The sequence below is a fragment of the Paenarthrobacter sp. AR 02 genome (assembly GCF_021538675.1).
GTDB lineage: Bacteria > Actinomycetota > Actinomycetes > Actinomycetales > Micrococcaceae > Arthrobacter.
The window spans coordinates 130,610-151,937 of record NZ_JAJUKH010000012.1 but is presented as its reverse complement, the minus strand read 5'-3'; the positions used below and the strand labels follow the sequence as shown (position 1 = coordinate 151,937).

General features: G+C 62.9%; 21 protein-coding genes. 7 read left to right on the top strand and 14 right to left on the bottom strand.

The genetic code is table 11. The features are described from left to right. Nucleotides 1-2: 2 nt before the first annotated feature. Nucleotides 3-1,601, bottom strand: a complete 1,599-nt coding sequence (locus tag LRQ04_RS18440) for an ABC-F family ATP-binding cassette domain-containing protein (RefSeq protein WP_211712652.1) — start codon at nt 1,599-1,601, stop codon at nt 3-5. A 293-nt stretch (nt 1,602-1,894) separates the two neighbouring features. Between LRQ04_RS18440 and LRQ04_RS18435 the strand changes: the two genes are divergently transcribed. From LRQ04_RS18435 to LRQ04_RS18425, 3 genes are read left to right on the top strand one after another with little or no spacing between them, the layout of a single operon-like run. Next, nucleotides 1,895-2,515 (top strand): biotin transporter BioY, encoded by a 621-nt coding sequence (locus tag LRQ04_RS18435; RefSeq protein ID WP_235521754.1) that lies wholly within the window; start codon nt 1,895-1,897, stop codon nt 2,513-2,515. An 18-nt stretch (nt 2,516-2,533) separates the two neighbouring features. Beyond that, a complete protein-coding gene (locus tag LRQ04_RS18430) occupies nt 2,534-3,283 on the top strand; it encodes an energy-coupling factor ABC transporter ATP-binding protein (protein WP_235521753.1) in 750 nt (249 codons plus the stop codon). After that, nucleotides 3,280-3,915, top strand: coding sequence for an energy-coupling factor transporter transmembrane protein EcfT (locus LRQ04_RS18425; RefSeq protein WP_235521752.1), 636 nt, complete (start codon nt 3,280-3,282; stop codon nt 3,913-3,915). Before LRQ04_RS18430 ends, LRQ04_RS18425 begins: the two co-directional genes overlap by 4 nt. Here LRQ04_RS18425 and LRQ04_RS18420 read toward each other — a convergent pair. Together LRQ04_RS18420 and LRQ04_RS18415 are read right to left on the bottom strand one after the other, a co-directional pair. Beyond that, nucleotides 3,904-5,088, bottom strand: coding sequence for a thiolase family protein (locus LRQ04_RS18420; protein ID WP_235521769.1), 1,185 nt, complete (start codon nt 5,086-5,088; stop codon nt 3,904-3,906). The genes LRQ04_RS18425 and LRQ04_RS18420 overlap by 12 nt on opposite strands. 10 nt (nt 5,089-5,098) lie before the next feature. Beyond that, nucleotides 5,099-6,490: a class I adenylate-forming enzyme family protein gene (locus tag LRQ04_RS18415; RefSeq protein ID WP_235521751.1), complete on the bottom strand. Its 1,392-nt coding sequence runs from the start codon at nt 6,488-6,490 to the stop codon at nt 5,099-5,101. A 61-nt stretch (nt 6,491-6,551) separates the two neighbouring features. On the opposite strand from LRQ04_RS18415, the gene LRQ04_RS18410 reads away from it, so the two are divergent. Further along, the gene (locus tag LRQ04_RS18410; RefSeq protein WP_235521750.1) at nt 6,552-7,457 is read left to right on the top strand and encodes a neutral zinc metallopeptidase; all 906 of its coding nucleotides are present in this window, start codon (nt 6,552-6,554) and stop codon (nt 7,455-7,457) included. Between the two features lie 86 nt (nt 7,458-7,543). Here the strand turns inward: LRQ04_RS18410 and LRQ04_RS18405 are convergent, their stop codons facing one another. From LRQ04_RS18405 to LRQ04_RS18380, 6 genes are read right to left on the bottom strand one after another with little or no spacing between them, the layout of a single operon-like run. After that, nucleotides 7,544-7,876, bottom strand: a complete 333-nt coding sequence (locus LRQ04_RS18405; protein WP_235521749.1) for a metal-sulfur cluster assembly factor — start codon at nt 7,874-7,876, stop codon at nt 7,544-7,546. Between the two features lie 13 nt (nt 7,877-7,889). Then, complete coding sequence (sufC, locus tag LRQ04_RS18400; protein WP_235521748.1) at nt 7,890-8,675, bottom strand: Fe-S cluster assembly ATPase SufC; 786 nt, start codon at nt 8,673-8,675, stop codon at nt 7,890-7,892. A 43-nt stretch (nt 8,676-8,718) separates the two neighbouring features. Beyond that, nucleotides 8,719-9,075: a non-heme iron oxygenase ferredoxin subunit gene (locus tag LRQ04_RS18395; RefSeq protein WP_235521747.1), complete on the bottom strand. Its 357-nt coding sequence runs from the start codon at nt 9,073-9,075 to the stop codon at nt 8,719-8,721. A 21-nt stretch (nt 9,076-9,096) separates the two neighbouring features. Then, nucleotides 9,097-10,410: a Fe-S cluster assembly protein SufD gene (sufD, locus tag LRQ04_RS18390; RefSeq protein WP_235521746.1), complete on the bottom strand. Its 1,314-nt coding sequence runs from the start codon at nt 10,408-10,410 to the stop codon at nt 9,097-9,099. 2 nt (nt 10,411-10,412) lie between these two features. Beyond that, entirely contained in the window at nt 10,413-11,876 is a 1,464-nt protein-coding gene (gene sufB / locus LRQ04_RS18385) for a Fe-S cluster assembly protein SufB (RefSeq protein ID WP_235521745.1), read from the bottom strand. Next, nucleotides 11,876-12,697 carry a metalloregulator ArsR/SmtB family transcription factor gene (locus tag LRQ04_RS18380; protein WP_235521744.1) on the bottom strand — a complete coding sequence of 274 codons (822 nt, stop codon included), beginning with the start codon at nt 12,695-12,697 and terminating at the stop codon, nt 11,876-11,878. The genes sufB and LRQ04_RS18380 overlap by 1 nt, the downstream gene beginning before the upstream one ends. Nucleotides 12,698-12,807: 110 nt before the next feature. Here LRQ04_RS18380 and LRQ04_RS18375 point away from each other — a divergent pair, with 110 nt between their 5' ends. The 3 genes from LRQ04_RS18375 to LRQ04_RS18365 are packed head-to-tail and all read left to right on the top strand — an operon-like array spanning nt 12,808 to nt 15,527. Beyond that, nucleotides 12,808-13,773: an ABC transporter ATP-binding protein gene (locus LRQ04_RS18375; RefSeq protein ID WP_235521743.1), complete on the top strand. Its 966-nt coding sequence runs from the start codon at nt 12,808-12,810 to the stop codon at nt 13,771-13,773. Then, nucleotides 13,770-14,534 carry an ABC transporter permease gene (locus LRQ04_RS18370; protein WP_235521742.1) on the top strand — a complete coding sequence of 255 codons (765 nt, stop codon included), beginning with the start codon at nt 13,770-13,772 and terminating at the stop codon, nt 14,532-14,534. The genes LRQ04_RS18375 and LRQ04_RS18370 overlap by 4 nt, the downstream gene beginning before the upstream one ends. A 48-nt stretch (nt 14,535-14,582) precedes the next feature. Then, on the top strand, nt 14,583-15,527 hold the full coding sequence (locus LRQ04_RS18365; RefSeq protein ID WP_235521741.1) for a heme A synthase: 945 nt from the start codon (nt 14,583-14,585) through the stop codon (nt 15,525-15,527). On the opposite strand, the gene LRQ04_RS18360 is transcribed toward LRQ04_RS18365, so the two are convergent. The 5 genes from LRQ04_RS18360 to LRQ04_RS18340 all read right to left on the bottom strand — a co-directional run bounded on the left by LRQ04_RS18360 (nt 15,524) and on the right by LRQ04_RS18340 (nt 21,152). Beyond that, a complete protein-coding gene (locus tag LRQ04_RS18360; RefSeq protein ID WP_235521740.1) occupies nt 15,524-17,416 on the bottom strand; it encodes an ATP-binding cassette domain-containing protein in 1,893 nt (630 codons plus the stop codon). The two genes, LRQ04_RS18365 and LRQ04_RS18360, sit on opposite strands and share 4 nt — an antisense overlap. A 59-nt stretch (nt 17,417-17,475) precedes the next feature. Further along, nucleotides 17,476-18,642, bottom strand: a complete 1,167-nt coding sequence (locus tag LRQ04_RS18355) for a hypothetical protein (RefSeq protein ID WP_235521739.1) — start codon at nt 18,640-18,642, stop codon at nt 17,476-17,478. Next, nucleotides 18,629-19,402 (bottom strand): hypothetical protein, encoded by a 774-nt coding sequence (locus LRQ04_RS18350; protein ID WP_235521738.1) that lies wholly within the window; start codon nt 19,400-19,402, stop codon nt 18,629-18,631. Before LRQ04_RS18350 ends, LRQ04_RS18355 begins: the two co-directional genes overlap by 14 nt. A 139-nt stretch (nt 19,403-19,541) precedes the next feature. Next, on the bottom strand, nt 19,542-19,922 hold the full coding sequence (locus LRQ04_RS18345; protein ID WP_235521737.1) for a peptidase inhibitor family I36 protein: 381 nt from the start codon (nt 19,920-19,922) through the stop codon (nt 19,542-19,544). Nucleotides 19,923-20,189: 267 nt separating this feature from the next. Continuing rightward, a complete protein-coding gene (locus LRQ04_RS18340) occupies nt 20,190-21,152 on the bottom strand; it encodes a heme o synthase (protein ID WP_235521736.1) in 963 nt (320 codons plus the stop codon). Between the last annotated feature and the right edge of the window lie 176 nt (nt 21,153-21,328).

The window sequence follows — 21,328 nt, the reverse complement described above, 5'->3', positions numbered from 1 at the left end:
GCTTACGCCAGCGTAATGAGGTCCAGGTAGTCCTCGTTCCAGTGGTCCTCAACGCCGTCAGGAAGCAGCACTACGCGTTCCGGGTTCAGCGCCGACACGGCACCTTCGTCGTGGCTGACCATGACGACGGCGCCGCTGTAGTTCTTGAGCGCGCCCAGGATTTCGGCGCGGCTGGCAGGGTCGAGGTTGTTGGTGGGTTCGTCCAGCAGCAGAACGTTGGCGCTGGAGGCAACGATGGTGGCCAGGGCCAGGCGCGTCTTTTCTCCACCCGAAAGCACACCGGCGGGCTTGTCGACGTCGTCGCCCGAGAAAAGGAACGAACCCAGGATGCCGCGGACTTCGGCGTCTTTCATGTCCGGCGCCGATGAGCGCATGTTCTCGAGAACGGTGCGATCAACATCCAGGGTTTCGTGCTCCTGGGCGTAGTACCCCACCTTGAGGCCGTGCCCGGGGATGATGTCGCCTGTGTCGGGCTTGTCGACTCCGGCGAGCATGCGCAGCAGGGTGGTCTTGCCGGCACCGTTGAGGCCCAGGATAACCACCTTGGAGCCACGGTCGATGGCCAGGTCCACATCCGTGAAGATTTCCAGCGAGCCGTAGGACTTGCTGAGTCCTTCGGCCGTGAGAGGGGTCTTGCCGCACGGTGAAGGATCCGGGAAGCGCAGTGCTGCTACGCGATCGTTCTCACGGACAGCTTCCAGGCCGCTAAGGAGCCGCTCGGCACGCTTGGCCATGTTCTGGGCTGCTACTGCCTTGGTGGCCTTGGCCCGCATCTTGTTCGCCTGGTCGATCAGGACCTGGGCCTTCTTTTCGGCGTTGGCACGTTCGCGCTTGCGGGCGCGCTCGTCGGTTTCGCGCTGGAGCAGGTAACGCTTCCAGTCCATGTTGTAGTAGTCGATCTGGGCGCGGTTGGCATCAAGGAGGTAGACCTTGTTGACGGTGGCCTCGAGCAGGTCCGTGTCGTGGCTGATCACGATCAGGCCGCCCTGGTGGTTCTTCAGGAAGTCCCGGAGCCAGGTGATGGAGTCGGCATCCAAGTGGTTGGTGGGTTCGTCCAGAAGCAGGGTTTCTGCGTCGGAGTAGAGGATTCGTGCCAGTTCCACGCGGCGGCGCTGTCCACCGGAGAGGGTTTTCAACGGCTGGTTCAGGAGGCGGTCCGGCAGCGCCAGGTTCGAAGAGATCGCCGCGGCTTCGGCTTCGGCAGCGTAACCTCCGCCTGCCAGGAATTCTGCCTCGAGACGGTCGTAACGGCCCATGGCTTTACGCTGGACGGCGGCGTCCTCGCTGGCCATGTCCTCGTGTGCCTTCTTGAGTTTGCCCACCACGACATCCAAGCCACGGGCGGAGAGGATACGGTCGCGGGCGAGCTGCTCCATGTCGGGTGTCCGCGGATCCTGCGGCAGGTAGCCGATCTCGCCGCTGCGGGTTACCTTGCCGCCAGCGGGGAGCCCTTCGCCTGCGAGGACGCGGGTGAGGGTGGTTTTGCCGGCACCGTTGCGCCCAACGAGGCCAATCTTGTCCCCTTTGTCCACCCGGAAGTTAACCTGGTCCATGAGCAGGCGTGCGCCGGCGCGGAGTTCGAGGTCCTGGACGGTAATCAATTCGGGTGATGCCTTTCAATGGGGAACGCCTGCGGGGACCGGTGGGCCCGGTCAGGTGCGGAGCCTGACAGCTGCGGCGGGGTGGGCTGTGAGAACAGCCTGTTCAAGTCTACCGGTACCCTGGCCGGGGACTGGCATTTGCCCGCCCAGCGAAATTTTGGGGCACCCTTCAAAGATTCCGCGGCGTGTGTTGTGGGAAGGCTCCAAAATGAGGGTCCCGTGGCGTCCGTACCCTCGAAGACAGGGGGAAGTTCCGCACACACCGCACCGCATCACACCTGATTGGACCCTTCATGAGCCAGACCGACTCTGCCACAGCGCAGCGCACCACTACACCGGACCGTCGGCGGTGGACCGCTACTGATATCGGCCTTATCGCCGTCTTCGCAGCGCTCGTCGCAGCCTCCTCGATCGTCCCCGGAATCCCGGTGGGAGCATTGGGAGTCCCGATCACCTTGGTGACCCTCACCGTGATGCTCAGCGGACTGGTGTTGGGTGCTGGACGCGGTTTCGCCGCCGTCGGGCTTTATGTCCTGCTCGGCCTGGCAGGGTTGCCCATCTTCAGTGGTGGACGCAGCGGCTTGGGGATCCTGGCGACACCTTCCGCAGGCTACATTGTGGCCTTCCCCTTGGCCGCTGCCGCTACCGGCTACCTGGCCGCCGTCGTGATCCGCCGGACGGTGAAGTACCGGGGGCTGTGGCTTTTCGCCGCCGCCATGGTCAGCAGCGTCGTCATCATCCACGGTCTCGGTGTACTGGGCATGATGGTGAACGGCAAACTGGACTTTGGCAAGGCTTTCGTTGTCGACCTGGCCTTCTACCCGGGAGACATTCTCAAGAACGTGCTTGCCGTGGTCATTGCACTTGCTATCCACAAGGCCTTTCCTGATGTCCTGGTCCGTCGGGTCAAGTAGGCCAGGAACTATCACCGCATGAATTCCATCCATTTCGACGGCGTCTCGGTACGCGTTTCGGTCGACGGCAGCGACACTGCCAAGACCCTACTGCATGACGTTTCGCTGGAGCTCACTGAGCGGCGCATAGGCGTCATAGGGGCCAACGGTTCCGGCAAGTCCACACTGCTGCGCCTGCTCAATGGCTTGGTTGCACCCAGCGAGGGCAGGATCGTAGTCCACGGCGATGACACCGTGGCGAACGTTCGCAGGATTCGGCGAAACGTGGGTTTCGTGTTTACCGATCCCCTGTCGCAGCTGGTCATGCCGACGGGCCGTGAAGACGTAGAGCTTTCACTCCGCCGTTCCATCAAGAACTCCAAAGAACGCGCTGCCCGGGCCGAAACAGTCCTTGCCCGTTTCGGCCTCCTGGGCCTGGCCGACCAGAGTATTTACGAACTTTCCGGCGGAGAACGGCAGTTGCTGGCGTTGGCGGCCGTCCTGGCGGTTGACCCCAAGGTGCTGGTCCTCGACGAACCATCCACGCTGCTGGACCTGCGCAACCGGGAACTCCTTCGCCGCACCATCGCAGGCCTGGACCAGCAGGTCATCATGTCCACCCACGATTTGGACCTGGCGATGGATATGAACCGTGTCCTGGTTGTCGAGTCGGGCCGGATAGTATTCGACGGCGATGCGGAAGAAGGCGTCGCACGGTACCGGATGCTGTGCGCGGCGGCGCTGGACGAGCTTCCGACCAGCAGCAGGAAAGGCGACGTGCCGAGGTGAGGGGCCATGGTTTCCTGATCGCCAACTACGTTCCCGGGAACTCCGTGATCCATCGCGCACCCCTGTTGCTGAAGTTCCTGGTGGTTGCTGCCTGCGGGGCAGCATCCTTCCTGGTGGTCGACTGGGCCGTTTCCCTGGTGGTCTTCTGCATCATGTGTGGCCTGTTCCTGCTCAGCGGAGCAGGCCTGCGGCGACTGGCCGGAGCCATCCGGATGGTGGCGCCTATCGTGCTGGTCATTGGATTGTTCCAGTGGTGGCAACTCGGAGGACCCACGGCGGCCCGGATCGTCCTCAATATCCTGGTGTGCGTGGTGGCAGCATCCGTGCTCACGGCCACCACTCCGGTGCAGGACCTCTTGGATGGCGTTGTCTCACTGGCCAAGCCGTTCCGGCGCTTTGGAGCCGACCCCGAACGCTTTGCCCTGACCATCGCCGTGATGCTGCGGAGCATTCCGTTCATCGCCGGAGCTTTCGCCGATGTGCGCGACTCAGCCCGGGCCCGTGGCCTGGAGCGCAACCCCCGGGCCTTGGTGCTCCCTGTCTTCATCACTACCGTGGCGTACGCCCGGCAGACGGGCGATGCGTTGGCTGCCCGCGGCCTGGGTGAGCCGGAAGACCCGTTAGAGCCTTGAGTACCGCATAAGTGCAGCTGTTCCCATGCCGCCAGCGATGCTGATCATTGCCAGCCCCAAGGGCGACTCCCTCGACTGCAGGTACCGGCGGCGCGCCTGGGCCATGAGGCGAGTCACCAGGACCGCCCCCGACGCACCGTAGGCGTGGCCCAGCGCCAACGCTCCACCGTCCAGGTTCGCCCGTTGCGGCGGGATCCCCAGATGGTCCAGGCACGCAATAGTCTGGGCAGCAAATGCTTCATTGAATTCGACGAGGTCGACGTCGTCCGGTGCCACGTCGAGTTCCGACAGGAGCTTTTCGGCCGCGTACGCAGCACCGATGCCCAGGAGTTCCGGATCTACACCGCTGGTATCACAGCCCAAAACCAGCAAGCCGTCCTTCGCGCCCATGGCCCGTGCGCGCTTGAGGGACGTAACGACGACGGCGGAGGCACCGTCCGCGTCGAAACACGAATTCCCTGCTGTGACTGTTCCTCCGGGCACGAAGGCCGCAGGAAACCGCGCCATCATCGGCGCGCGAAGCGAGGGACGGGGACCATCATCCCGGGCCACCGACGTTCCACGGTCACCCAGGGGGACCATCTCGTCCACGAACCTGCCGTCTTCCTCAGCGCTGAGCGCCCTCTGATGGCTGCGGAGCGCGTAATCGTCCTGTCGTTCCCGCGATACCCCATATTTCCGTGCCACGTTTTCGGCTGCCACCCCCATATCCGGGTCGCTGTACTGCATTGGCACAAAGGCGGCGCGCGAGTAGAAGTCCAGGCCGCCGTCGTCGTTCCTGTTGCCCCGGGCGGGAGCGGTACTGATGCTTTCAACGCCACCGGCCAGGTACAGCGGGTCGCCTCCGGCCGACACCAGCCTGGACGCCAACGCAATGGCGTCCAGTCCCGAGCCGCACTGCCGGTCCACCGTGAGTCCAGGAACCGAGATTGGCAAACCGGCCTGCAGCGCGGCGAAGCGCGCCACATTTCCCCCGCCGCCCACCGCGTTGCCGATGATGACGTCGTCCACCGCGGCGGCATCCACGCCCGCCGATTCAACCAACGAACGGATCACTGGCGCCAGGAGGTCCGGCGCGCGGAAGTGCTTCAATTGGCCACTGGCACGGCAAATGGGGGTACGGAGCGCCGCTATGATCACCGGTTGGAGGGACTCGTCCGTGTGCACGTTCATGGGTGCTGAGTCAGCCAAGGGGCTGCGCCCGCGGGTCGTGGTTCTTGATCCAGTCCAAAAGGACACTCCTGCTGATTTTGCCCCGGTCCGTCATGGGCAGCTCCGCGAGCACGAAAAACTGCAGCGGCCACTTGTCCCTTGCCAGCAGTCCGTCCAATCCGGTGCGCAGCTGCGTCGCGGTGACGGCTCCGTAGGCAGGTACGACGCCGGCAATCACCTTTTGCCCGCGGATATCGTCAGGCTCCCCGGCAGCAACAGCCACTTCTATCCCCGGAACCGAGGCGAGGGCAAGCTCCACCTCGTGCGGGTAGACGTTCTTACCGGCAGTAAGGATCATGTCCGAGCGCCGCCCCAGGATATGGAGGGTCCCGTCCTCCACATAGCCTTGGTCACCCACGGTGTCCCAACCGTCCAGGCAACGCAGGGCCTGCCCGTCATCGCCCCACAGGTAGCCGTTGCTGACCATTGCACTGCGCACGCTGATGTTTCCGTGCCGGCCGTCGGGAAGGGACCGGCCCTTGTCATCCAGGATGCGCAGTTCCACGCCTGGAAACGGCTTGCCAATGCCGGTGCCGCCGGCGTCGAGCCGTTCGCCCGCAGGGAGCCGGGTACCGGATACGAAACTCAACTCCGAGGCGCCGTAGTACTCGTAAATTGCGGCATGCGGGGCCCATCGCCGGGCCGCTTCCAAGGTGCGGGCGTCCAACTTTGAACCCGCGCAAATGATGCTTCGAAGGCCCGAAGCGTCAACATCCCCCGCAAGGCCACGTTCGCTGAGCAGCCGCAGCATGGTGGGTGCAAGGACCAGGCGCGTGATGCCGTCATGGCTGATTGCGGAGTGTGCTTCACCCACGTCGAAGGATTCAAGCGTGTGGAAGGCCGCTCCCGCGTACAGGCACTCCGAGAGGGCGTACAGGTTAAGGCTGGCTGACAACGGTCCCGGGGCCAATGTCCGGTCCGATGTTGTGAGGCCAAAGAACTCTATGGATGCTTCGAAGGACGCCTGCCACGAGCTGCGCGAACGCGTGAAGGCCTTGGGGATGGACGTGGTTCCGGAGGTGAGGCCGATGAGGAACGTGCTGGACGGATCACCGTCATGAAGTCCCAAACCTTCGGCGGCACCCGGGTCCAGGATGCGTTCCGTCACTTCGGCAACCATGTGGGCCGGCCATTGCGGATCAAGGACAGCACACCGCCGTTCCCCGGCCACGGCCGCCGCATAACGTTCCACGAAACGCAATGAGTTGGGTTCGGCAAGAACAGTGGTGGCGCCCGCAGTGCCGAGCAGCGCTGCTGCGGCGTCGCGGAGTCCGGCCCAGGTGAGCCCGGCATTTCCCACGACGACGGCGGTGTCGTGTGGGCGCTCATCGGCCCAGAGCTGAAGTTTGTCCAGGAATGGCATCCAGCCAATTTTACGGCAGTGTCCAACACCAAGCACCAAAAGTGACGTCTATTCTGACTGTATGAGTTTCAATGACGGTGCGCAGCTTGACCCTTCCCAGGTGGAAGACCGACGTGGCAGCGGGATGGGCCGCGGAACCAAGATCGGTGGTGGAATCGGTGGCGGCATTGTGGTGTTGCTCCTGGCCCTTTTCGGGATCAACCCCAGCATCCTGGGAGACCTGACGGGCGGCGGTACCCAACCGCCTGCCATCGAAAGCGGTACCGCAGGCGCCGGCGGCCTCCAGGAGTGCCAGACAGGCGCCGACGCCGACAAGCGACTGGATTGCCGGATCACGGGCACGGTGAACAGCCTCAACGCGTTCTGGCCGACGTATCTGGCCCAGTACAACGTGAAGTATTCCCGCCCCGGGACCGTCATTTTCAGCCAAGCAACCAACACTGGCTGCGGCCCCGCCACAACGGATGTGGGCCCTTTTTACTGCCCCACGGACGTGAAAGCCTATTTCGATCCCGGCTTCTTCGATGAACTGGTGACTCGCTTCGGCTCCTCGGGTGGTCCCCTGGCGCAGGAATATGTGGTGGCCCACGAATTTGGACACCACGTGCAGAACATCCTGGGCAACCTCGACAAGGCCCAGCAGGACCCGCAGGGTCCCCAGTCCGGTGGTGTCAGGGTGGAACTGCAGGCCGATTGCTACGCAGGATTGTGGGTCCGGCATGCAACGACGCAAACCGATGCCAGCGGTAAGCCGTTCCTGGATCCACTGACCGAACAGGACCTGCAGGACGCGCTCTCGGCTGCCTCCGCCGTCGGCGATGACCGCATCCAAAAGGCGGCTACCGGACGTGTGTCCCCTGAATCATGGACGCACGGTTCCAGCGCCCAACGGCAAAAGTGGTTCTACCAGGGCTACTCCACGGGTGACATCAACAAGTGCGACACGTTCGGAGTTGCGGCTCCCTAGGTAGCCGGGCGTTAACAAAAGAATGGTTCCGGGCACAGCGCCCGGAACCATTCTTTTGCCCGCCGGCAGCGGGTGAAACATGCTGATCAGATGTTGAAGCCGAGGGCCCGCATCTGGTCCTTGCCGTCGTCGGTGATCCGCTCGGGACCCCACGGCGGCATCCAAACCCAGTTCAGGCGCCAATCGTCAACGACTCCGTCAAGGGACTTGCCGACCTGCTCTTCAAGCACGTCCGTCAACGGGCAGGCCGCTGTTGTCAGTGTCATGTCGATCAGGAGGGCGCCGTCCTCTTCGGAGTACTTGAGCCCGTAGAGGAGTCCCAAGTCCACGACATTGACTCCAAGTTCCGGGTCAATGACGTCCTTGAGCGCTTCCTCGACGTCTTCGAGGCTGGTGCGCGCCGCGTTGATTTCGGTCATGGAATGATCCTAACTAGGCCTGTACGGCAGGAGCAACGGCAACGCCGGCGCCTGCGGCGTAGCGGTCGTAGCCCTCTTCTTCAAGGCGGTCTGCCAACTCGGGGCCGCCCTCTTCCACAACTTTGCCGTCAACGAAGACGTGAACGAAGTCGGGCTTGATGTAGCGCAGGATGCGCGTGTAGTGGGTGATGAGCAGGGTGCCCATGTTGCCCGTTTCGTGCGCGCGGTTAACGCCTTCAGATACAACCTTCAGGGCGTCGACGTCGAGGCCGGAGTCGGTCTCGTCGAGGACGGCGAACTTCGGCTTGAAGAGTTCCAGCTGAAGGATCTCAACACGCTTCTTCTCGCCACCGGAGAAGCCCTCGTTGACGTTGCGCTGCGCGAAGTCAGCGTCGATGCGAAGCTGCTGCATCGCTGCCTTGACGTCCTTGGTCCAGGTGCGCAGGGCCGGTGCTTCGCCGTCGATTGCGGTCTTGGCGGTACGCAGGAAGTTGGTCATGGTCACGCCGGGAACCTCTACCGGGTACTGCATGGCCAGGAAAACGCCTGCACGTGCACGCTCGTCGACGCTCATCTCCAGGACGTCTTCGCCGTCCAGGGTGATGGTACCGCTGGTCACCGTGTAACGCGGGTGGCCGGCGATGGTGGAGGCGAGGGTGGACTTGCCCGAACCGTTGGGACCCATGATCGCGTGGGTTTCACCGGTCTTGATGGTCAGGCTGACGCCCTTCAGGATCTCCTTGGTGCCCTGCTCCGTCTCAATGCTGACGTGCAGGTCCTTGATCTCAAGAGTTGACATGCTCTTCTTTCTTTTCGTTCGTAAGTCTGGCGGTACTGAGTGCTCAGTAGTTATCTACCGAGGCACCGTTCACAACGTTGGTCACGTCCACGTAGACGTCGTCGCCATCGATGGTGACGGCGAAAACCGGGACGGGGTCATAGGCAGGCAGCTGGAGGGGCTGGCCGCTGCGCAGGTCGAACTGGGAACCGTGTCCCCAGCACTCGATTGCACAGCCTTCAACCTCGCCTTCGGACAGTGAGATGTCTGCGTGCGAGCAGGTATCGCCGATGGCGTGGATTTCGCCCATCGAGTCCCTCACGATGGCTACGGGGTAGTCATCGATCAGGACGCGCAGCGCCTGCTTGACCTGGATGTCATTGGCGTTGCATACCAGTTCGCCCTTGGTTTCTTCACTCATGGTTGTCCTGCCTGGCCTGTCTTAGTTATCGGTCGCGGCGAGTTCGCGCTCAACAGCTGCGGTCAGGCGCTCTTCGATTGCCGGAACCTTGATCTGCTGGATGATCTCGTTGAGGAAGCCCCGGACTACCAGGCGGCGGGCAACCTTTTCGGGAATGCCACGGGCCATCAGGTAGAACAAGTGCTCGTCATCGAAGCGGCCGGTGGCGCTGGCGTGGCCGGCACCCTCGATCAAACCGGTTTCGATTTCCAGGTTCGGCACGGAGTCTGCGCGGGCGCCATCGGTGAGGACCAGGTTGCGGTTGGCCTCGTAGGTGTCAGTGCCTTCTGCTTCCTTGCGGATGAGGACGTCGCCGACCCACACGCTGTGTGCATTCCGACCCTGCAGTGCGCCCTTGTAGAGGACCCTCGACTTGCAGTTGGCCACCGCGTGGTCAACGAACAGGCGCTGCTCCAGGTGCTGCCCGGCATCGGCGAAGTAGAGACCGAACATCTCGACGTCGGCGCCCGGTGCGGTGAAGCGGGTGGACGGGGTAACACGCACGAGGTCGCCGCCAAGGCTGACCACGATGTGCTTGAACTTGGCGTCGCGGCCGATTTTTGCCTGCTGCGAGGAAGCATGAACCGCTGTGTCAGCCCATTCCTGGAGCGAAACAACGGTCAGCTCAGCACCGTCTTCGACGATGATCTCGACGTTCTCGGACACCACGGCAGTTCCCTGGTGGTCGAGGACGACAACAGCCTTGGAGAAGCGCTCCGCCACAATCACGATGTGCTGGGCTGACGGTGCCTCGCCGGCGCCGGTGACCAGAACCGAAACTTCGCTTTCGGCCTGCAGCTCGGCAGGCACGGTGACGACCGTGGCTTCGGCAAAGTTCTCCCACGCATTGGCGGACACGAGGTCCTCCGGGATTGCTGCCTGGCCAATCCGCTTGTCGTCGCGGCCAACAGTCTCAACCACGACGCCGGCAGGCGCCGTGACGCTGACAGTGGGAGCTGCACCGTTGAGCACCTCGGTGTGGAGGCCGCGCAGGCGCTTCAGCGGGGTGAAGCGCCAGTCTTCCTCGAGGCCGTTCAACGGCTTGAAGTCAGCCAGCTTGTACGAAGTGAGACGGCCTGCACGGGAGCTGTCAGGGATGCCCACGCCGCCACCGTGCGAGTGGCTCTTGGCCGAAGCGCCACCGAGCGGGCCGGCGGAAGGCTGCTCCGCCGTCGTGCTGGTGTTTGTTCCGGTGTTGACGGGCGAGAGGTTCTCGCCTTCCTCGGTGAAGCCGTCGATAAACGGCTGGGCCGAGGGCGCGCCGATGCGCGCCTTTTCTGTTGTGATATCAGTCATTGTTAACCGACGGACCCTTCCATCTGCAGTTCAATCAAGCGGTTCAGCTCAAGGGCGTATTCCATGGGGAGTTCACGGGCGATCGGCTCGATGAAGCCGCGCACGATCATGGCCATGGCCTCGTCTTCGGGCATGCCGCGGGACATCAGATAGAAGAGCTGCTCTTCGCTGACGCGGGAAACGGTGGCCTCGTGGCCCATGACAACGTCATCCTCGCGGATGTCGATGTACGGGTACGTATCCGAGCGGGAAATGGTGTCCACCAGGAGGGCATCGCAACGGACCGTGTTGGCCGAGTGCTTGGCGCCCTCGCGGACCTGGACCAGGCCGCGGTAAGCTGCACGGCCGCCGCCGCGGGCCACGGACTTGGAAATGATGGAGCTCTTGGTGTTCGGGGCGATGTGAACCATCTTGGAACCCGTGTCCTGGTGCTGGCCCTCGCCTGCGAAGGCGATGGAGAGCGTCTCACCCTTGGCGTGCTCGCCAACGAGGTAGACGGCCGGGTACTTCATGGTCACCTTGGAACCGATGTTGCCATCGATCCACTCCATGGTGGCACCCTCTTCGCAGATGGCGCGTTTGGTCACCAGGTTGTACACGTTGTTGGACCAGTTCTGGATGGTGGTGTAGCGGACGCGTGCGCCCTTCTTCACCACGATCTCCACAACCGCCGAGTGCAGGGAATCCGAGGTGTAGATCGGAGCCGTGCAACCTTCGATGTAGTGAACGTAGGAGTCTTCGTCGGCGATGATGAGCGTGCGCTCGAACTGGCCCATGTTTTCGGTGTTGATTCGGAAGTAGGCCTGCAGCGGGATATCGACGTGCACCCCCTTCGGTACGTACACGAATGATCCACCGGACCATACGGAAGTGTTCAGCGAAGCGAACTTGTTATCGCCCACCGGGATGACGGTGCCGAAGTACTCCTGGAAGATCTCGGGGTGCTCGCGCAGTGCGGTGTCGGTGTCCAGGAAGATGACGCCCTGGGCTTCCAGGTCCTCACGGATCTGGTGGTACACGACCTCGGATTCGTACTGTGCCGCGACACCGGATACCAAGCGGCTGCGCTCAGCTTCGGGGATGCCGAGCTTCTCGTACGTGTTGCGGATGTCTTCGGGAAGGTCTTCCCACGTTGCCGCCTGCTTCTCGGTGGAACGCACAAAGTACTTGATGTTGTCGAAGTCGATGCCGGAGAGGTCTGCACCCCAGGTGGGCATGGGCTTGCGGTCGAAGTACTTCAGGCCTTTGAGGCGCAGATCGAGCATCCATTCGGGCTCGTTCTTCTTCGAGGAGATGTCGCGGACGACCTCCTCGTTGAGGCCACGACGGGCATTTGCGCCTACGTCGTTTTTGTCGGCCCAGCCGTACTCGTAGTTTCCGATACCGTGCAGTTCGGGATTCTTCTCCAGAATCTCCGAGATCACAGTGCCGTCGGCTACCGCTTTCTCTGCTATTTGGTCCGTCATCACGGCCTTTCTTGCTGGTTGTTTGATTCCTGGTACGGGTTCCCGGACTGCACTTCGACGCCTGTAGGCACCGTGGCAGCCAAGCGCCCGGTAGGTATATGGGTGGTGCAGACGTGTCCGCCCTGCGCGAGCGTGGACAGCCGCCGGACATCGACACCGACCAAGCGTGAAAAGACCTTGGTCTCGGTGTCGCAAAATACGGGAAATTCCGCAGCGAGCCGCTGGATGGGGCAGTGTCCCTGGCACAGTTGCACGCTCGACAATGCCGCAGGAAGGGGTGCCTTGGCTTCGATGGAATGAGCTGAAGCGACGAATCCGTCGCGGCTCAGGGCCATTGACAGGGCCAAGGCCCGGGCTGTGATGTCGTCCCCTGCCGCTTCCACTTCCGGGGCGTACCGGCGTTCCATATCCGAGAAGCGTTCTTCTGCGTACTCGCGGACCGCGTCTTCGCCGGCCAGCTCCTGGAGGCGCCGGAGCGCGGAACTGGCGATGTTCAGGTAGTCGTCGCCGAGCTTGGACTGTCCTTGGGAGCTGAGCACGTACCGGCGTGCGGGGCGGCCGGCGCCGGATCCGGCCTTCGCTACCCGCTTGACCTCGATGACGCCCGAGCGTTCCAGGTGGTCAAGGTGCCTGCGAACAGCGGCGGGCGTAAATCCGAGGAGATCACCGAGCTCGGCGGCACTCACGGGACCGTTCTCAAGCACGGCGCTGAGGACACGGTCACGGGTGCGGTCATCCGCGTCCGGCAACGCAGGCGCGGCAACGGGTGCCCCTGCTGCTGCAGCATGCCGTTTAGGGGGCATGGAAACTGGACTGCTCATGGAATACACAACACAATCATGTCGTAATTTGTTTCATGCATCCAGTAAGGCAAGACTGACCTCAGGCTGCCCACCAAGTGTGACCGTACTACTTCACGTAGAATACTTTGGTGCGATCACCCGAATCCCCTGTCCTCACCATAGACGGACTAATTAAGGATGTAGGCCCTTTGGCCTCCCTTGACGGCAAAATGCTCCGGGTAGTCAGCGGACTGTCCCTGGTGGCTGAGCGCGGCCAAGTGACGGCCCTGCTTGGAGCCAATGGCGCAGGCAAGACCACCACCCTTGAGTGTGCCCAGGGACTGCAGAAGCGGACCGGAGGCAGCATCTCCCTTCTCGGTGAGGACCCGGACACGGCGGGTGCCCATCTGAGGTCCCGGGTCGGCGTGATGCTCCAGGACGGTGGCCTGCCGCCGTCGGCCCGTCCCATCCCGTTGCTTCGGCACATCGCCGGAATGTACCAAAACCCCATGGACATCGACGCGCTGGTGGAGCGGCTCGGCATCAACCAGTTCAGCCGGACCACTGTCCGCCGGCTCTCCGGGGGCCAAAAGCAGCGGTTGGCCTTGGCAGCGGCTTTGGTGGGAAACCCCGAAATCCTGTTCCTGGATGAGCCAAGCGCGGGACTGGATCCGCAATCGCGGCAGGTGGTCTTCGACCTGATTGCGGAACTTCGCGACGCCGGTATGGGGATCGTCCTGACGACGCACCTCATGGACGACGCCGAACGCCTTGCGGATTATGTCTACATCATCGACGGCGGCCATAACGTCGTGGAGGGTACTGTTGCCGATCTCCTCCGGCACGACCACGGTACTGAGGCCAGCATTGGCGAGCGGACCCTGTACTTCGACGCTCCCCCCGGCCTGGACTTCACAGGGGTCCTTGGCCGCGAGCTGCGGGTCAGCGAGAACCGGTCAGGCAGTTACTCAGTTACCGGCGAACTCACTCCAGGTGACCTGGCCGCCCTGACCGCATGGTGGGCTGAACGGGGCATCATGCCCGCGTCGCTGCGACTGGAAGCCCGCAGCCTTGAAGACGTGTTCCTTGACATCTCCGGAAGGGACGTCCGATGAGCAAACTGCTAACACCCAACGCCGGGCCGGCTTCGTTGCCCCGCAGGATCATGCAGCAAGGGCGCTACGAAACCATCACTATGCTCCGCAATGGCGAGCAACTCATCCTCGCGATCGTCCTGCCGCTGATGGCGCTGGTGGGTTTGGTTGTTACCCCCCTGCTCGACGGCCTTGGCGGTTCCCGGGTAGATGTTGCCACTCCAGGAATCCTGGCCCTATGCGCCATGTCGACAGCCTTTACCGGCCAGGGCATCGCCACGGGTTTCGACCGCCGCTACGGGGTGCTGCGTTTCCTCTCCACCACTCCCCTCGGCCGGACCGGGCTGATCGCCGGTAAAGTCCTGGCAGTCCTGGTGGTCCTGGTACTCCAGGTCCTGGTGGTGGGGGCCGTTGCGGGCTTCCTGGGGTGGCAGCCCAGTCCCGAAGCCTGGCTTCCTGGACTTGGCCTGCTGGTGCTAGGCGCTGCGTCCTTCACTGCATTGGGTCTGCTGGTGGCCGGCACTGCTCGCCCTGAGGCTACCCTGGCCATCACCAACCTGGTGTGGATACTCTTCGGGGCCCTGGGTGGAATCGTCGTACCGGCCCAACGCCTCCCCGCCCTGGTGCAGAGCATTGTGCACTACCTTCCATCCGGAGCGTTGGGCGAGGCCATGCGGGAAGCGTTCCTGCACGGTAGCGTCGCCCTGCCCGCCGTCCTGGTCCTCCTCCTGTGGACGGTACTGGCCGGTGCCGCGGCCATCCGCTGGTTCAAGTGGAACTAACCCGGCCCGCAATCAACCAACCAAGCAGAACTGAGAAGTGAGAAAACTGTGAGCACGGCTTCGCGCCTTCCGAAAACCGTCCAGCGCCTGACGTCCAAGTTGCCGACCGAGGTCAACACGACTGTCCGCCGTCTGGCCCTGTTCTCGCTGATCGGGCAGACCGTCCTGGTTGTCACCGGCGGCGCTGTCCGCCTCACTGCCTCCGGCCTGGGTTGCCCCACTTGGCCCCGATGCACCAGCGACTCGCTGGTGAACACTCCCGAAATGGGAGTTCACGGATTCATCGAGTTCGGCAACCGACTCCTGACATTCGCCCTCGCGGCCGTCGCCGCGCTCATGTTGGTCTACTTGTGGAACCTCCGCAAGGAACGGCGCGATCTCTTCCTTTTGGCGTTGGGCCTGCTGGCAAGCATCCCGGCGCAGGCCATCATCGGCGGAGTCACTGTCCTGTCCGGCCTTAACCCCTGGGTGGTGGGTCTGCACTTCCTGGTGTCCATGGCACTTGTTGTCTTTGCGACACTCCTGGTGAACCGGGCCTACGGCCGGACGGGCCGTTTCATGAACCGCACCCTGCCGGCGCTCCCAAGCTTAGCCCGTCCGCTCATGCTTGCAGTTGCTGTGTTCTCTGCTCTCTCCGTCATGCTGGGCGTCGTGGTCACAGGTGCCGGGCCGCACGCCGGCGACGCCGACGCGCCACGCAACGACCTCGACTGGGACCTTTTCTCGCACATCCACGCCGTGCCTGCGTACCTCATCACCGGCGGCACCCTCTTCGCCATCTACCTGGTACTCCGCCACCGCATACCGGGGCTTTTCCGCACTGCGGCCTACTTGCTGCTAGGGGTGACACTGCTCCAGGCCGTGATCGGCTTCACGCAGTACTACAACGGTATTCCGGCCCTGCTTGTTGGTGCGCACATGTTCGGAGCGGCCGTCCTGATGAGCGCCGCCACCAATGCCGCCGACATCGCAACGTCCAGCCCGGTCCGCTAGCTTCGGATCAATTGGGCCGGGTTGGCCCGTGAGGCGATCACTGCAGGGTAGACCGCAGAGAGAATCCCGCTGAGCAGTCCGGCCAGGATTCCCCAGCTCGCCGTGTAATCGGGGAGGATCGGCACCCAACCTTCGCTGGAGGCATAGGCCAACGCCGCGAAGATACCAACGGTTGCCCCTGCAGCACCTCCGAGGACGCCCACTACTGCCCCCTCCACCAGGAACATCGCCGCTACGGTGCTTCTCCGCATGCCCAAGGCGAGCCTCAGTGCAATCTCCGCCGACCTTGCAAGAACACCCACGTACATCGTTGTTCCCGCGCTGAGGCCGGCGATGGCAAGCAGGATCACCGAAACGATCGCCACCAGTCGTCCGAGGTCCGTGTTGATGCCGTGCTTGAGGTCCCTCAGGTCCGCCACGGTCTGTACTTTATCAGCATCTGTCGCTGCCGGATCCAGGGCTTTCGGCAGCGCTTCAGCTATGGCAGCAGGCGCTCCGGGCTGGGTACGCACCACCACCTGCGCTGCCATTTTCGACGTCATCGGATAGGAACCAACGCCCACCACCACGGCCCCCGAGAGCACAGGATCGCGGCCCGGTTCTTCGATCACTCCCACCACGGGCACGGGTTGGCCATACAGCCAGAGCACGACGCCGGGTCCTGGCCTGCCGACGCCCAGTTGACGGGCGGCGTCCAAGCCAATGACAGCGACGGGCCTTCCGAATGACTGGTCAAGCAAAGCCGTGTCACCGTACCGGACAGCTGCTCCTTGCATGCGCAGATAGGCGGAATCCGCCACACGGACGGCACCGTTGAAAGGATCCGGTGCCGGCAGGGACCCCGGACGGAATGTCGATGGCTGCACCTCGCTGGCTGGAAGGTCTGCCACCACACCAGCGTCAACCACCCCCGGTAACGCCAGCACCGACGACACGTCGCTCCGCACTGCTTCCCAGGATGAATACCCGGTTTTCCTTGAGACTTTAACCTCGTCGTGGGCTTCGTCGTCCAGGCGGGTCGAAACCTTGATGGCAGCGCTTTCACTGAGTCCCACGGCCGCCCCAAGCCCACCACTTCCCAACAGGAACGCCAGAACCAGGAGAAGGGCTTTCGCAGGGCGAAGTGTCAGTGATGAGAGTGCATCCGCCGTAAGGTCGACGATTTCATGACGACGGCGCCGTACCAGCCCGGATCGGTGGCAGGCTGGGGCAGGATCCGTGCCTGCAGCGGTCCTTGCGGGTTCGCAGCTGCCGGTATCAGCGACGATCCAGCCATCCTGCATGGTCACGACCCTGTCCGCCGAGGCGGCAAGGCCCGGATCGTGCGTGACCAGGATGACGGTCGTGCCGGACCGATGAAGCTCTCGGAGGTGGTCCACAACGATCTGCCCATTGGCAGAGTCGAGGCTGCCCGTGGGTTCATCAGCCAACACCACCTCGGGAGCTCCAATGACGGCCCTCGCCATCGCAAGGCGTTGGCGTTCGCCCCCGGAGAGCAAGGAAGCCGGTGTGTTCCTGCGGTGCTCCAACCCGAACCTGGGCAAAGCCGGAACCAGCAGCTGTGCCTGTGTCTTCGGAGCAATGCCCCGCGCCCTAAGCCCAAGTACTGCGTTACGGGCCGTTGAGTCCCGGCCCACCATGTTCGACTCCTGGAAGACGAAACCAAAGACCCTCCCCCGCAGCTCTGCCCGCTGCTTGGTCCGGACTGCTGCAATGTCCTCGCCGTGGAGGAGGTAGGTGCCTGAACTGGGGGTATCAAGGAGTCCAAGGATGTTCAGGAGCGTGGATTTTCCGGAACCCGATGGGCCCACGATCGCCAGGAATTCACCGGGGTGGACATCGAGGTCCACCTCCTGCAGGACTTTGGTGCCCGGGAATGCACGGCCCACATTTCGCAGGGAAAGGAGCGGCCTTCCGTCGTGCGGCTGTAGCTGATGTTCTCCTTCCCTCATGGCAGCAGGACCGAATCTCCCACGGCGAGGCCTCCGCCGTCGTCTATGGCGGCCCAACCGTCGGCCTGCGCCGTAACGGTCACATCGATCCGGCGGGGGCCATCAGGGGCGCTGAGCTGGACGTATGCTATGCCGTTCTCCTGTCGGATTGCGATAAGTGGTACCGCCAGCGATTCAGGAGGAACACTTCCCGAGGTCACGGTCACAGACTGTTCAGGACTGAGTCCCTGGGCTCCAGCGGGTATGGGCAGGGTGATGTCCACGCCCGGGACTTCGTTCTTGCTCTCATCTCCTTCTACGAAGGCACTGACGGCGGCTACCGCGGAATCCATGCTGGTGGAGCCTGCCCTGACGGTGGCCGGCGCACCCACTGCGAAATCCTTGGCTTGAAGAAGATTCGCCCTCGCCACGATCGTGTCCTCAGCAATGGCAATATGGGCAACGACACCATCCTCCGGCAGCAGCGTTCCGACGGCGGCCATGGAGGCGATCCTGCCTGTGTCACCAGGAACCTGCACAAATTCCCGCCAGGAAAACATGACGGTCGAAGCTTTCGAGGATTTGCCGCCGCCGTTCGTGGCTGCGGAAACAGGTTCCAGCGGTGAAGGCGCCTCGAAGCCTGCGTTGCCGTACCAGGTCTTCAACGCACTTTGCGTGGGCTGATCAAAGATTCCACTGATTTTCACAGCAAGACCGAGCCCGGCCAAGGCCCGCTGCAACGCTTGGACGTCCATGCCCGCATCGCCAGGCTTGATGTCGCGGTAGAGCGGCACGCTGGCCTGGATCATCAGGAGGGGGCGGCCGGATACGACGGCGAGCAGTTCCCCGGGAGCCACGCTGTCCCCTGCCGCTTTCGGCGTTGATGTGAGAATCAGCCTGTCTGTACCCTCAGGCAGGCTGGCCCGGACAGCGGACGTTGCCCCGGCGACCACCCTGCCGGTAAGGATGGCCTGCTGGTTCACCGCCCGTTTCTGGACAGTTGCAGAGACGGGAATCTCCGCAGGGGGCTCGTAGTGTGGCCCTGCGGAAGCCGCTGCAGCCGATCCGGCCCAGTAAGCTGCGACCAAGCCTGCCACCACCAGTGCGACACAGGACAGGAGCAACCACCATCGTGGCACGCGCGTCATGGCATGGCGGCTGAGTGCCGTCTCAGAGTCGGGCATCAGCCACGCCATGATCGCGGAGGACTCGCCTGGCCCGCTCCACCGCGGCGCTCTTTTGTTCCGCCAAGGCGTTCAGTTCGGCTTGGTGATCCTTCATTTGAGCCGCCTGGTACTGCGCAAAAATGTCATACGGCTTGCGTGCTCCGCCACTGGATTCCTTGCATTCGACGTCAAGCAAAGCCACGCGGATTTCATCCTCCTTTGACCCGCTCGACTCAACAGTCCACGTATCGCCGGCCCTGAGCTTCAGTCCCTTCGCGGCGAGGCACTTCTGCCAGGCCTCGCGATATGCCACGTACTCGGCATCCTGTTCTGTCAGCCCTACAGCATTTTGGGTTATCTGTTGCTGGACAGACAGGTCACCTGCCAGCCCTTCAAGGAGCTCCGGGAACCCGGCCCGTCCTACAGAGTTCGTGCACGTGGTTTCTGCCCGCTGATGCTCCGGGCTCAAGGCAGGCCTGGCCGGCTGTTCGGGCATCACGCCGGGTATCTTACGGATCTCTGGCTTTTGACCGTTCTTCGCGGCCAGCGTTGCGGACCACTGCCCGTAACGGCGGTCTTGAAGCGCTTTCCCGTCGCCACCCCAGGGCGCCACGGTGAATCCTGCGTGCTCGACGCAGTCGTAGACGAGGAATGCCACCGCGGAATTGACCAGGACATTCTCCCGGTCGGAGTACCAGTAGGCACTCATCGGGAGCACTACCTCTCCCGTGGCATCATTGAGGACCGCCCGTGCACCTGCTCCTGCTGCGCGATTCACAACAGGAAGGCTTGGCGTTGACGTTGGCGCGGGCGCGACTTGCCCCACGGGCGAGCACGCTGTGACGATGCCCGAAATCACCAGCATCGTCACAGCGCCGCTTACGGCTTGAAGCAGGGTTGTTGCATTGCGCAATCGGTCAGCCCCAGACGCTCGTGATTTCGTCGTCCCAGTTCCTGCCGGCCACCATGGCACTGCCCCTCAGGTCGTTCATGGCGTTCCCGCCCCGGAAGATGATGCTGTTACCCGAGAAGTTGTCATCAACGTAGAAATAGACGTACGGAGAAGCCGGATCAGCGGCTGGACCTACCACCAAGGAACTTGCCTTGTCGTTCGCTGCTGTTCCGACGTTGGAGGTTACCCAGCCGAAGGTTCGCTGCGTTCCTGTAAACCAATAGTCGTCGTAGAGGCACACCCTTGCCGTGGAGCAAGCCGGTGCAGCCTGGGCGGCGGAGACGCCCGTCAGGACCGAAGCCCCTGCAATGGTCATCACTCCGGTGGTACGCAATAGCTTCTTCATCGCTTCCCCAAGTCTTCGTCGGAAATGGAACAGCCTTGTTCCGCTTCGAACGGTAGGGGGTGTATTGCGACACCTAGTCGCCATCCACCACAACTAGGTGTTGTTTGCGCTGAAAATGAGTGGTGGAAGCCCTGAACTAGGTGCTGAAGGGTGCCATGTAGGTGGTGTGGGCAGGCGCGGTGTGGTGGGTGAAAGCAAAGGCACGACGCCGCACCCGAGGTGAGTAGCGGCGTCGTGCCTTTGCGTTGGGGTAACTGAAGAGTCGGCTTAGCCGCCGATAAGCGGTGAACCAATGAAGGGATCGACTGCCAGCGCGATGAACAGCAGTGTCAGGTAGCTGATGGAGCCGTGGAAGACCTTCATGGCGCCCTTGTTGGAGACGTCGCCGACCTGTGCCCGCTTGTAGAGGGCGTGGCTCTCGTAGAGGAACCAGGCGCCGGCAGCAACCGCGACGATGGTGTAAACCCAACCGGCACCGCCAACAGGAACCATGAGGAGCGAGCAGGCAACCATGGCCCAGGCATAGAGGACAACCTGCACTGAAACCACTTTGGCTCCGGCGATTGCTCCGAGCATGGGTACGTTGGCATTGCGGTAATCCTCGCCGTAGCGCATGGACAACGGCCAGTAGTGCGGAGGCGTCCAGAGGAAGATCACCATGAAGAGGACAATCGCCGGCCACTCAACGGTGTTGGTCACAGCGGCCCAGGCGATGAGGACCGGGAAGCAACCGGCGGCGCCGCCCCACACGATGTTCTGGGCTGTGCGGCGCTTGAGGATCATGGTGTAGATCACCACGTAGAAGACAATTGCCCCCAGGCCAAGCCATGCGGACAACGGATTCGCGCCGAACCAGAGGATTGCGATGGAAGCGGCTCCCAGGATCCAGGCGAAGACCAGTGCTTCCCGCGGAGTCACTTCACCGGTAACCAGCGGACGCTTCTCCGTGCGGTGCATCAGTTTGTCGATGTCCCGGTCGATGTAGCAGTTGAAAACGCCGGCACTGCCGGCAGCGAATGCGCCACCGACCAAGGTTGCCAGGATCAGCCCGATGGAAGGGAATCCCCGCTGCGCAAAGATCATGGTGGGCAGTGTGCTGACCAGCAGGAGTTCGATGACACGGGGTTTGGTCAGAGCCAGATACGCCTTGAATTTACGGGACATTCCAATGCTTCCCCGGGCCGGGGACGCGTTGACGGGCGTATCAGTTGTGCTCACGGCGGCAGTCACTCTGTTCTATGCTCTGGGGTTCTCGCAGCGGCTGCCGTCCCGGTTTTCGAAAGCAAACACGGGCGCATGAACCGCTGGTGGCCTCCAAATATCATACCGTGGCCGGAAGTGGCCCAATGTCCGCAAAATTCGTCAATGTTTCCGAATCTTCACTCCCCTGCCGGGCCATCGTGATT